Here is a 12,795-nt window from a genome sequence, read left to right on the forward strand (position 1 = left end):
AATGGGAAAAGTTTTAAGTTATGGAGAATTGTTGCTTCGGATTTGTCCGGATGCAGAGGGCAGTTGGTTAAAAGAAAATGGCTTACCATTTTATGTAGGCGGTGCCGAACTTAATGTAGCTACAGCACTGGCGTTGTGGGAAGTCCCTTCCGCATATTTTACCGCCTTGCCAGATAATTTTATGAGCAAACAGCTTGTAGAATATGTAGATGAGCTAAAGATTGATACCTCTGCTATCCAATTTCAAGGTGATCGGATTGGATTGTACTACCTGCATAAAGGTAAAGACCTTAAAAATTCTGGTGTCATCTATGACCGTGCACATTCTTCATTTGCAGAGATTAAACTAAATACCATCAACTGGGATGAGGTTTTAAAAGATGTTTCCTGGTTTCACTTTAGTGCAATTTGTCCTGCTTTAAGTCAGGCCGCTGCAGATTTATGTGAAGAAGTATTGAAAGAAGCATCAGCAAGAAACATCAGCATCTCTATAGATTTAAATTACAGGGCCAAACTTTGGCAATATGGAAAACAACCGGGAGAGGTATTACCTGCACTCGCTAAATATTGTACCCTAATTATGGGTAATCTTTGGGCAGCAGAAAGAATGCTGAATATCCCGGTAAGAGAAGGCCTGGTAGAGGAAGACCAAAAGAAGGCTTACCTTGAACAGGCAAAAACCACATCAGAAGAATTGATGAAACAATATCCTAAATGTACAGCGGTAGCCAATACGTTTAGGTTTGATGTAGGTAAAGGCATCAGGTATTATACTACGCTTTATACAGAGGGTAAATTGAATGTTTCTACAGAATATACCGCAGAAGCTATAGTAGACAAAGTAGGTAGTGGAGACTGTTACATGGCTGGTTTAATTTATGGCTTTTACAAGGAGCTGCCAGCGGCAGAAGTATTGGAGTTTGCTACAGCAGCAGCATTTAGTAAGCTTTTTGTAGAGAGCGATGCCACGAACATCAAAGCTGATGAGGTGAAAGAAAAAGTAAAGAATTATGTTAACGAAGCGGTAAGCTTCTAAATAAAGATATGAAAACCAAAGAAAGTTCATTAAAAGCGATTACAGACCAGGGCTTATTGCCATTGTTTTTTTATGAAGATGCTGAAGTAAGTTTAGACATCATTAGAACTCTGTATAAATCTGGAGTACGCGTTTTAGAATATACGAATAGGGGTAAGGCAGCTTTAGAAAATTTTAAATATCTGATTAAAGGTGTGGATGCTGAAATGCCAGATTTACATTTAGGTATAGGTACAATAAAAAACACCACAGAAGCGCAGGCATTTTTGGATGCTGGTGCTCATTTTATTGTTGCGCCAGTAGTAGATTTGGAAGTGTCTAAACTGACTCATGATGCAGGTTTACTTTGGGTACCTGGATGTTTTTCTCCTACAGAAATTAATCTTGCTCATCAGAATGGTGCTGGTTTAATTAAGTTGTTTCCGGCAAATTTACTTGGACCTTCTTACTTATCTTCTATTAAGGAATTGTTTCAGGGACAGTTGTTTATTCCGACAGGTGGCGTAGAAATTGAAGCAACGAACATGAGCAACTGGTTTAAAGCTGGCGTGTGTGCTGTTGGAATGGGCAGTAAACTGATCAGTAAAGAGATATTGGAAACTAAAAATTACAATGAACTTGCTGTATTAACTGCTAAAACCATTGAACTGGTAAAAACCAGCAGAATAGTTTAAACCCTTTAATAGACAAAGCAACCATAACCAAATATAATAATGAAAGAAAATAAAAAGAGCAGTTACAGGTGGACCATATGTTTACTGTTGTTTCTTGCAACCACAATAAATTATTTAGACAGACAGGTACTCTCGTTAACATGGACTGATTTTATTAAACCAGAATTTCACTGGGATAATAACGATTACGGAAATATAACGGCTCTATTTTCTATTTTCTATGCCATATCTATGCTTTTCGCGGGCCGTTTGGTAGATAAGCTGGATACAAAAAAAGGTTTTCTCTGGGCAATTGGCGTATGGTCAGTTGGTGCATGTTTACACGCTTTTTGTGGTATTGCTACTGCCGGAATTATTACTGGAAATTGGTTTGTAGGCTTTGAAGGTGCCAAAGATATCATTGAAGGCGTAAACAATACCGGGATGGTTGTTTCGGTTAGTGTAACCTTATTTATTTTTGCACGTTTTGTATTGGCTGTTGGAGAGGCTGGAAACTTTCCTGCTGCCATTAAAGCAACCGCAGAATATTTTCCTAAAAAAGACAGGGCATTTGCCACCAGTATTTTTAATGCAGGCGCAACAGTTGGCGCTTTAGCCGCACCGATTACCATTCCTTTCATTGCCAAAGCTTATGGATGGGAAATGGCATTTATCATTATAGGTGCATTGGGTTTTGTGTGGATGGGACTGTGGGTATTTGTTTACAATAAACCTGAACTACATAAAAGAGTTAGTGCTGAAGAGCTGGCTTACATCCAACAAGATGTTATTGCAGATAGAAAACTGGTTGATTATGTAGAAGAGACAAAGGAAAAAGTTTCTTTTATTGACTGTTTTAAATTTAAACAAACCTGGGCTTTTGCTGTGGGTAAGTTTATGACTGATGGGGTGTGGTGGTTCTTTTTATTCTGGACACCTGCCTATTTAAAGTCGGTATACGGAATGGATTCTACTCAAAGCGCGTTGCCTTTATTTGTGCTTTACATGATAACTTTGCTTTCTATTATTGGCGGTTGGTTGCCAACCTATTTCGTCGATAAAAAAGGAATGAACCCATATGAGGGTAGAATGAGAGCGATGCTTATTTTTGCTTTTTTTCCGCTTTTAGCTTTAGCAGCACAACCTTTAGGTCACATTACTTATTGGATTCCGGTAATTATTATCGGTATTGCAGGTGCCGCACACCAGGCTTGGTCGGCAAACATTTTTTCTACTGTTGGTGACATGTTCCCTAAAAAAGCCATTGCAACCATTACAGGTATTGGTGGTATGGCAGGTGGACTGGGTTCTTTTATCATTAATAAAGGCTCAGGTTTATTGTTTGATTACACCGGGAAGAATAATATCGTATTTATGGGCTTTAAAGGCGAAGAGGCAGGTTACTTTATCATCTTCTCTATTTGTGCTGTTTGCTATTTAATTGGCTGGAGCATTATGAAAACCCTGGTACCTAAATATGCACCTATAACAAATCTATAATTTAAGACGCTCCAACCACCTAAATGACTTTTCAAGAACAACTAGACTCGATCTTTGTTACCGAAGATCAAATCCCTGAAGCTTTCCGATTATCGGAAGAGCTGAACCAAAGGGAGTATTTAAGCGATGGAGAAATGCGCACCTGGAATGGGGAAGTGCATACTGTATTATCGCCCATTTGTATCCAGACACCAGAAGGTTTACAGCGTAAAGTGATTGGCACTTATCCGCTGTCTACACAAAAGGAAGCTATGGCATCATTGGAAGCTGCAGAAAAAGCTTACAACAATGGAAGAGGCGAATGGCCAACCATGAGTGTGGCAGACAGGATTGCCTGTGTAGAGCGGTTTACCCGCCAGATCATGGAGAAAAAAGATGAAGTGGTAAAGCTTTTGATGTGGGAAATCGGCAAATCGCATGGCGATTCTGTTAAGGAATTTGACCGTACCGTAGAATACATCTATGCCACAATTGATGCTTTAAAAGACATTGACAGACAATCTTCAAGATTTAGCATTGAACAGGGGATTGTTGCCCAAATCAGGCGTTCACCTTTAGGTGTGGTACTTTGTATGGGGCCGTTTAATTATCCATTAAACGAAACTTTTACTACCCTGATCCCTGCATTGATTATGGGGAATACCATTTTATTTAAACCACCTAAGCACGGTACTTTATTACATTATCCTTTACTTGAAGCCTTCAAAGATTGCTTTCCTAAAGGTGTAGTGAATACGATATATGGTCGCGGTAACGTGATCATTCCAGATTTAATGAAATCTGGTAAAATTAACGTGCTTACTTTGATTGGTTCAAGCAAGGTTGCCAACGAACTTAAAAAATTGCACCCTAAAGTAAATCGTCTTCGTGCTATTTTAGGATTGGATGCTAAGAATGCTGCTATCATTACAGCGGCGGCAGATGTATCTTTGGCAGTTCAGGAAACCGTATTGGGCTCTTTATCATTTAACGGACAACGTTGTACGGCGCTAAAAATAATCTTTGTACACCGCAGTTTGGCTGATGTGTTTTTAAAAGAACTGGAAGCTGCTGTAGCTAAATTGAAATTTGGTATGCCATGGGAAAGTGGTGTGGCTTTAACACCATTACCAGAGCCTCACAAACCTGCATTTCTAAAAGAATGTATTGATGATGCGATAGCTCATGGTGCAGCAGTAATCAATGAAAATGGTGGTGCTACTAATGCCTCTTTCGTGTATCCGGCAATTGTATATCCTGTTAATAAGGATATGAAGTTGTATACCGAAGAGCAATTTGGCCCGGTAATTCCTGTTGTTCCTTTTGATGAGCTGGAAGAGACCATTGATTACCTGATTGAATCTACACACGGACAGCAAGTGAGTATTTTTAGTAATGACGATGAGGAAATTGCTGCTTTAATTGACCCACTGGTAAACCAGGTAAGTAGGGTAAACATCAACTGTCAATGTCAGCGCGGACCGGATGTATTTCCTTTTACAGGTCGTAAAGACAGTGCAGAGGGTACGCTTTCTGTAGTAGATGCCTTACGCTCATTTTCAATCAGATCTTTGGTAGCTACCAAGTTGAATGAGAAGAATAAACATTTGATTAATGAGATTGTGGACAGTAACAGTTCCAACTTTTTAAGTACAAAATATATATTTTAAGGTTAATAGATCTCTAGTTGCTACGGTCTGTAGAGTTAACAAAGTCTATTCATTCTTTAAGATGACGATAAAACATCATAACACCGGGCAGAAATGTCCGGTGTTTCTATTTTGTAGAGTTTCTTGGGATGAGCTGCGATTTCAAGATAATGTTCCGTTCATCATCATCCAATGGTTTTTGCTCAATCAACCTAAATAATACCTGCGCAGCTTTTTTGCCAATCTCAAAAGCGGGCTGTGTAATAGTGCTTAAAGATGGGTTTAGCAATGGCGCGGTAGAGAGATTGGAAAAACTAATGATCTTAACCTGTTCCGGAATGCCGATGTTTGAGTCATGGCAAACATAATAAGCCGTCACTGCCAGTTTTTCTATAGAAGCAAAGATGCCATCTGGGGCATCAGGTACATTAAGCAAGTTTTGAATAAGATTGTAGTTGTCCTCATTTTGGTTCCCGCAGGTTACTATGGATGTTTTATTGCCGGGGCTATTTTCTTTTATGGCATCTTTAAAACCATTTAATCTTTTAATCCCGATAGATAAAGCTTCTGATACCTGCAAGTAGGCAATATGTTTGCATCCAGCATCAATAAGGTGTTTGGTAGCATTATAACCACTATTGTAGTCGTCAGTAGTAATTTTAACGGTATTTATTTCATCGCTGATGCGGTCAAAAAATACGAGTGGAATATTAGTTTTATTCAATTCCTTAAGATGGGTACTGTCGTCAGTCTGACTGGTTACCGACATCAATATGCCATCAACCCTTCCACTTTGGAGGTGTTTACTTACCGCAATCTCTTTTTGCAGATCCTCGTGCGTTAGGTAAATCAATACATGGTAGTCTTTACTTTGTGCAATTTCTTCGATGCCGTTAATGGCCAGTGTAAAAAAGTTATTGTCAATTTCGGGAATAACAAGGGCAATCGTTTTACTTTTTTGTTTCCTGAGACTGCTGGCATATGGGTTGGCTTGATAACCTAATTTATCGGCCATTTCCCTTACCCTTTTTTTAGTTTCTATGCTAATTTCGTGGCTGTCATGTAAAGCCCGGGATACTGTGGAGGTAGACAGCTGAAGTTCGGCAGCCAATTGTTTTAAATTAACACCCATATGTCAAATGTAAGAAATAGATGCGCTTTGCGCCAAGTGTGTTGTGAAAACGTTATATAAATTATAGATTTACACTCTACTAAATTAATAGATATTGTTTTTTATGAATGCTGCTTACAAAAGGATTGTTGTTAAAATTGGTTCAAACGTGCTTACCACTGAAAACGGTTTGCCCAACGCGGCCAGGATAGCACATTTGGTTGCACAGCTTGCTGCTTTAAAAAAGCAGGGTAAAGAAGTGATCCTGGTTTCTTCGGGTGCGGTGGCTTCAGGAAGAAGTTTGATAAAGATTTCTGAAAAACAAAATGCTGTTGCAGCCCGGCAATTACTTGCATCCATAGGTCAGATTAAACTGATCAATACGTATATGCAGCTTTTTGAAAAGGAAGACATGCTGTGCTCGCAGGTATTGGTAACTAAAGAAGATTTTAGGGACAGGATGCACTACCTGAACATCAAAAATTGTCTGGAAATATTATTGCAGTACCAGGTCATTCCTATTGTAAATGAAAATGACGTGGTATCGGTAACCGAATTGATGTTTACAGATAATGATGAACTGGCAGGATTAATTGCATCAATGCTTAATGCAGATGTACTGATTATCCTGTCTAATGTAGATGGAATTTACAATGGCGATCCAAAAGCTGAAGGCGCAGCGGTAATCCGCGAAATTAAGGGGGGCGAAGGAAACATTTCTTCTTTTATTACTACCGGTAAATCAGGTTTTGGAAGAGGAGGCATGATTACCAAATTGGGCATGGCGCAAAAAGTTGCCAAATTGGGAATCCCGGTATTAATTGCTAATGGTACGCGCAAAAACATCCTGGCAGAATTACTGGAAGATAAGGTGATACATACCCGGTTTGTACCGGAAAAAATCACTTCTGGTAAAAAGAAATGGATTGCCCATTCCGAAAATTCTGCTACCGGTGTGGTGCAGTTAAATGCGGGTGCAAAAGCAGCATTGCTTTCTGAAAAAGCCAGTAGTTTACTGCCCGTGGGGATCATTAATATTAGTGCTGATTTTAAAAAAGGAGATATCATTAGGGTAGTAGATGAAGATGAGGTACTAATTGGTTTGGGAATTGCCGAGTATGGTTCTGATAAAGCGCGGGAACGTATTGGAGAAAAAAAACAACCTCCATTGGTTCATTACAATTATTTTCATGCTGTAGTTTAGGCTTTATGGATTACAAGATATATTTTGAGAATGCCGTAAAGGGAAGTCGTACATTGCACCTTTTAGATAAGCAAAAGGTAAATGCGGTATTGGATGCATTAGCAAATCGCTTAGTAGAACAAACAGAAGAGATTCTGGCTGCAAATCTGTTGGATCTGGAAAGAATGTCGCCCGAAGACCCCAAGTACGATAGGTTGAAGCTTAGTACTGAAAGAATTGCCGGGATTGCCGGGGAGGTTAGAAATATAGCTGCCCTGGAAAGTCCGCTTTCTGAGTTGATCTCTGAAAATACCCTTCCAAACGGATTACATCTTTCCAAATTGAGGGTGCCTCTGGGTGTGATCGGTGTGATTTATGAAGCCAGGCCAAATGTGACTATAGATGTATTTTCCTTGTGCTTCAAAACCGGGAATACCGCTGTTTTAAAAGGTGGAAGTGATGCGGAGCACTCTAACCAGGCCTTGATTAAAATTATACACCAGGTGCTGGCGGCACATGAGGTGGATATAAACGTTGCGGTACTGCTCCCTGCAGAACGTGAAGCTACTGCGGCACTTTTAAATGCTGTAGGAATGGTAGATGTACTGATCCCCCGTGGAAGCCATTCCCTGATTACTTATGTACGTGACAACAGCAGGGTTCCTGTGATAGAAACCGGAGCTGGTATTGTACATACCTATTTCGATATATCCGGGGATAAGGAAAAAGGAGCAGACATTGTATTTAATGCGAAGACCAGGCGGGTAAGTGTTTGTAATTCGCTGGACTGCCTTTTGATCCACGCCGGGAGGTTAGCTGATCTTTATGATCTGGTGAAAGCTCTTGCGAAGAAATCTGTTATCATTTACGCCGATGAACAGGCTTATGCTGTCCTGAAGGGTCTATATCCTGCTGATTTGCTTTTCGCTGCGCGTGCTGAGGATTTCGGGATAGAGTTCCTGGATTACAAAATGGCTATAAAAACTGTTGCCGACACTGAAGAAGCACTGGCACATATTGCCGTTTACAGTTCTAAACACAGTGAGGCGATTGTTACAGAGGACGAGGTACAAATTGTTAATTTTTTAAATGCTGTGGATGCTGCAGCAGTTTACGCCAATGCCTCTACTGCTTTTACAGATGGTGCGCAATTTGGCTTGGGCGCAGAAATTGGCATTAGTACACAAAAGCTACATGCAAGAGGGCCGATGGGATTGGCAGAATTGACCACTTATAAATGGGTAATTAGAGGGCAGGGGCAGACCAGGAACTAAAATCTGCGCTATTTGATTTAATTCTAAATAAATATAGGGATGTAAGTTATATCTGTATATTTGCGTGCAATTTAGAATTGATCCAAACAGATGAATAGATTATTTACCAAACTATTAAACGTCCTCATTATTTTTATATTTATGCTAGGGGGAAGCATAAATGCACAAACTAAATCTGGATCAATATCCGGTATAATAAAAACCAGCGATGGTAAACCTGCAGGTTACGTCAATGTTGGATTAAAAAGCACCAATAAGGCGACACAGACTGCTGAGAATGGTACTTTTACCATCAAAAATGTTAAACCGGGAACTTATGTCCTGAAAATATCTGCAATAGGAGCTTCAACTCAAGAGCAAAATGTCACAGTTACTGCAGGACAGGCTTCCGATCTCAACTTTATAATTGCTGAATCTTCTGCTCAATTGCATGAGGTGAACATCAACAGTTATAAAAGTCCAAATAAAAAGCCGGTAAATGTTGGTAAAGTAGCCATTGCACCAAGAGATTTGCCGCAGGCTGTACAAGTTATCGGAACTCAGATGATTCAAGACCAACAGATGAACCGTTTAAGTGACGTGCTTAAAAATGTAAATGGGGTAGCCTTTGGGGAAAACCGAGGCAGCGTTAATGAAACATTTTTCGCCCGTGGCTACAGTCTCGGAGGAAACAACGTATTAAAAAATGGTGCGCGTAGCAGTTCTGGTGGTTTACCAGAAGCCAGTACGTTAGAATCTGTAGAAGTACTAAAAGGAAGCGCGGCTTTGTTATATGGCGGTGTATCTGGTGGAGCAGTGGTAAATATGGTAACTAAAAAACCAAAGTTTGAATATGGCGGTGAAGTGTCCATGCGTGCCGGGAGCTATGAATTTTACAAACCGACACTTGACTTATATGGTCCCATCTCAAAAAAACTTGCTTTTCGCGTGATAGGTACTTATGAAAATGCCTATAGTTTCAGGGACATTGTAACTTCAAAAAGGGTATATGTAAATCCATCTCTCTTATATAAAGTTAGCGATAAAACTGAAATTATATTGCAGGGAGACTATTTGAAAAGCAATTATACCCCTGATTTTGGAGTTGGAAGTATGGGCAATGTTATCCCTAATATTAGTCGCGGTGCATTTATAAATACGCCCTGGGCTTACAACAAAACGAATACGGTAAGTTCTCAACTTAATGTGAATCATAAATTCAATGACAATTGGAAAATTAATGTAATTGCTTCCCTTCAGTCTTATAACAGGAACTACTATGGGGCGGAAAGACCAGCTGCAAATGCTGCAGGAATTCTTTTAACCCGCATGCTAACTCGATCGAAAACTAAGGAATTCAGCTATAATGAACAGATTAATTTGACGGGAACCTTTCAAACAATCGGGATTAAACATAATGTTCTTGTTGGTTTAGATGCTGACCAGTCCAGAACTACTTCAAATGGCTTTGTGTATCCTAGCACTGCAACTTCATCCAATCCTTTTGGTCTTGCCGCATATGATTACGGTGGTGCCAACCTATTGGATCCATCAACATATTATGGATCAGGTATTGAACCAGGGGCAGTAGTAAAGACAATCACTTTTGCACCTACCTACAGAATGGGTGGTTTTGTTCAAGATTTAATAAGTGTTACAGAAAAATTCAAGGTTTTAGCCGGCATAAGATGGACCTATCAAAAAACACCTACAACACATATTAAGGATATTTTACTTAATACTGAACCGCTAAGTACTACTGCTGATAAAATAGACAAGGCCTTTTCGCCAAAGGTGGGATTAATCTATCAACCTTTAAAGGCGACTTCTGTATATGCAAGTTATTCTAATAACTTTACTTCAAATTCCGGAACAGATATTTTCCTTTCTCCAATGAGACCTTCAATCATTGACCAATATGAAGCGGGTATTAAAAATGACTTTCTTGATGGAAAGCTATCAGCGAATTTCACGGTATACAAAATAAAGAACAGCAATCTTGCGCAAATGGCTTTATTTAAAGCTGATGGAACATCAAATGCTGATGCCACCATAAAAGAATTTACTGGTGCAACAGCTAGTGATGGCTTTGAAATTGATTTGGCAGGAACAATAACTAAGGGCCTAAATTTCTTGGCAGGATATAGTTATAATAACTACCGATATACAAGTACGCTGCCTACTGGTCTTGTAGAGGGAGAGCGTTTGGTAGGAACAACTAAAAATACTGCGAACGGAACTGTATTTTATACATTTAGTACCGGTGCAGTAAAAGGATTGAAAGTAGGAGCGTCAACATTTTATACGGGCCGACGTAACGGTGGCTTTAACACATCAAAAGTTCCACCGGCGGCGAATTCAACACGAGCTGGCTTAATACCGCTTAACGCATTTACCACATTCGACTTGTCTGCTGGATACACCTGGAAACAAATCTCCTTATTAGCCAAGATTTCCAACATTACAGACAAATTAAATTATTTTGTTCATGAGAACTACAGTGTAAATCCAATTCCTCCGCGTCAGTTTATGACGACGTTGGCTTACAAATTTTAATACCTCAATATTGGTGATAGCCGGGCTTCTGTAACAGGATGGTCCGGCTATTTTTATTATACAGCTTTCTTGTAAACTATTGATTTTATAAATCCCCTGTAATAATCTTTTTCCTCCAATTTTAGATATCCGCACTGCTTAAATTCGGCACCAGTGTCTATTAAATGGCTTGCTTCCACATTAGAGAGCTTCCTGAAAAACAGGTACATTGTTTTAAGCAATAAAGATTGCCATATTTTACTTTGCCGGGGCTGCTGAACGAAATCTGTAAAAAGCCATAATCCACCGGGTTTAAGCAAATAGTTGAGTTTAGAAAACACCTGTTTTACCCTGTCTTTGGCGAAATTATCAAACAGAAATGCCGTAAGGATCACATCAAAAGATTGTTGCTCCACAAATTCCTCTATGGGCAGGTGTACAAACTCTAAACTGTTGTTGCCATATTTCCTTTTTTTTGCCAGTTCAAGCATGTTAGCGGATATTTCAACATAAATAATCTCCAATCCCTGGGGATGTAGTTTAGCAATTTCATCCAGAATCCAACCGGTCCCTCCACCTACAATCAATACTTTGCTGTTGGCGGGAACTAGTGCAAGCTGCTGCTTTTGGGCATTTACCTGCGATTTAAAAAAGACCATCCTGCTCAGAAAGTCATAATACTTTGCTATTTTATCATAGTTGTTCAGTTTCATAACCTTGTCGCCAGGATAATACCAAGTATTCCGCAAATGGCTTTAACTAAAATCAGACCATCAATTACAATCAAGTAGTAAAGTATTTTTTTTCGGGTATGCAGCGAAAACGCAACAATCATGGTAAGAATGAATGGGATTACATTACAGATTACTTGAATACTTGCAAATTGCTGGATATAAGCAAATGTAAAGAGTGATAGAATCCCTATGATAAGCAAAGGCAGCAGAATGGAGAAGATTGTTTTACGGATGCCGACCCTTACTACAAAAGTTTTAAGTTCCTTGTTGGCGTCTATTGCATAATCTTTGATGTCAAACATAATGGCATTTACGGTGCAAAACATCCAGTTTTTTACAAAGAGCCATACCCATAAAGCGCTACCGGCAACATCTGCTCCAGATTCTATTTTTAATAGGATGAGCGGGAGAATATTTGCGGTGCAAGCCCAAATAAAGCCAATGATGAATGGTTTAAGCCATCCTGTGTTGCGCAAGTTGAGGTTAAAAAAATAAGAGGGCAGTAGGCCATAATACAAAACTGCGGCTATTAGTATGATCAATACAATTGCCCAGTAGACTAAGGGCAGATGAAGAATGCTGTAAAAGTTATGGATAAAAAGGTATAAAAAGAGTAACAAGCTCAAGGATGAAAATAATGCCTGGCTCCATTTGATAAAGTTTTTGTGTTTAAAATACCATGCTGCTCTTGGATTTAAGGAAGAATTGAATTTGGTAGCGCCCATATAAGCATAGGTATAATAGGCAATTGGGGAGCAAAAAATGAGGGCGTAATAAGCAAGCGAATTAAATGGGACTTTTAATTGCAGGGTAGATTCTATCGTTAGTGCCACCGCAAGAAGACCAATAAAATAGTTTCCGAAAAAAAGGAGACGTATAAACTTTGAAATCATTTGAGGTGTTTAAATCAGAATTAAAGTTAGGGGATTAATCGCATATATTTACATATGGGCTGAGGCGGCTGGTAAACTTAGTATACATGGATCAATGATGCTAGGTGTTCGCACCACCCATTTTTATTTTATTTTAAAATAAAGTACTAGTAATCCTATATACTTTATATATTTGCAATATGAAAACCACTAAACCACAAATCCAAATGTTTGAAAATTGTATGTACTGTATGTGTAGCTAACGGAAAAAACTGTAGACAGGTAAAATA

General features: G+C 39.2%; 10 protein-coding genes. 7 read left to right on the forward strand and 3 right to left on the reverse strand.

Features of this window, described 5'->3' with window-relative positions:
* Position 1: 1 nt before the first annotated feature.
* Genes LPB86_RS10855 through LPB86_RS10870 form a run of 4 tightly spaced genes read left to right on the forward strand, consistent with a single transcriptional unit; the run spans position 2 to position 4,838 of the window.
* Positions 2–1,036 carry a sugar kinase gene (locus tag LPB86_RS10855; RefSeq protein ID WP_230643574.1) on the forward strand — a complete coding sequence of 345 codons (1,035 nt, stop codon included), beginning with the start codon at positions 2–4 and terminating at the stop codon, positions 1,034–1,036.
* Positions 1,037–1,044: 8 nt separating this feature from the next.
* The gene (locus LPB86_RS10860) at positions 1,045–1,710 is read left to right on the forward strand and encodes a bifunctional 4-hydroxy-2-oxoglutarate aldolase/2-dehydro-3-deoxy-phosphogluconate aldolase (protein WP_230643577.1); all 666 of its coding nucleotides are present in this window, start codon (positions 1,045–1,047) and stop codon (positions 1,708–1,710) included.
* Between the two features lie 39 nt (positions 1,711–1,749).
* A complete protein-coding gene (locus tag LPB86_RS10865; protein ID WP_230643580.1) occupies positions 1,750–3,189 on the forward strand; it encodes an MFS transporter in 1,440 nt (479 codons plus the stop codon).
* A gap of 23 nt (positions 3,190–3,212) precedes the next feature.
* Entirely contained in the window at positions 3,213–4,838 is a 1,626-nt protein-coding gene (locus LPB86_RS10870; RefSeq protein ID WP_230643584.1) for an NADP-dependent glyceraldehyde-3-phosphate dehydrogenase, read from the forward strand.
* Between the two features lie 106 nt (positions 4,839–4,944).
* Here LPB86_RS10870 and LPB86_RS10875 read toward each other — a convergent pair whose 3' ends face one another.
* The gene (locus LPB86_RS10875; RefSeq protein WP_230643586.1) at positions 4,945–5,949 is read right to left on the reverse strand and encodes a LacI family DNA-binding transcriptional regulator; all 1,005 of its coding nucleotides are present in this window, start codon (positions 5,947–5,949) and stop codon (positions 4,945–4,947) included.
* 103 nt (positions 5,950–6,052) lie between these two features.
* Between LPB86_RS10875 and proB the strand changes: the two genes are divergently transcribed.
* From proB to LPB86_RS10890, 3 genes are all read left to right on the forward strand, one after another.
* Positions 6,053–7,132 carry a glutamate 5-kinase gene (gene proB, locus LPB86_RS10880; RefSeq protein ID WP_230643588.1) on the forward strand — a complete coding sequence of 360 codons (1,080 nt, stop codon included), beginning with the start codon at positions 6,053–6,055 and terminating at the stop codon, positions 7,130–7,132.
* A 5-nt stretch (positions 7,133–7,137) separates the two neighbouring features.
* The gene (locus LPB86_RS10885; protein WP_230643590.1) at positions 7,138–8,385 is read left to right on the forward strand and encodes a glutamate-5-semialdehyde dehydrogenase; all 1,248 of its coding nucleotides are present in this window, start codon (positions 7,138–7,140) and stop codon (positions 8,383–8,385) included.
* 90 nt (positions 8,386–8,475) lie between these two features.
* The gene (locus LPB86_RS10890; RefSeq protein ID WP_230643591.1) at positions 8,476–10,920 is read left to right on the forward strand and encodes a TonB-dependent receptor; all 2,445 of its coding nucleotides are present in this window, start codon (positions 8,476–8,478) and stop codon (positions 10,918–10,920) included.
* A gap of 56 nt (positions 10,921–10,976) precedes the next feature.
* Here LPB86_RS10890 and LPB86_RS10895 read toward each other — a convergent pair whose 3' ends face one another.
* Together LPB86_RS10895 and LPB86_RS10900 are read right to left on the reverse strand one after the other, a co-directional pair.
* A complete protein-coding gene (locus LPB86_RS10895; RefSeq protein ID WP_230643592.1) occupies positions 10,977–11,612 on the reverse strand; it encodes a class I SAM-dependent methyltransferase in 636 nt (211 codons plus the stop codon).
* The gene (locus LPB86_RS10900) at positions 11,609–12,526 is read right to left on the reverse strand and encodes a hypothetical protein (RefSeq protein ID WP_230643594.1); all 918 of its coding nucleotides are present in this window, start codon (positions 12,524–12,526) and stop codon (positions 11,609–11,611) included. The genes LPB86_RS10895 and LPB86_RS10900 overlap by 4 nt, the downstream gene beginning before the upstream one ends.
* Positions 12,527–12,795: the final 269 nt, after the last annotated feature.

The sequence above is a fragment of the Pedobacter sp. MC2016-14 genome (assembly GCF_020991475.1).
In the GTDB taxonomy this organism is placed as follows: Bacteria; Bacteroidota; Bacteroidia; order Sphingobacteriales; family Sphingobacteriaceae; genus Pedobacter.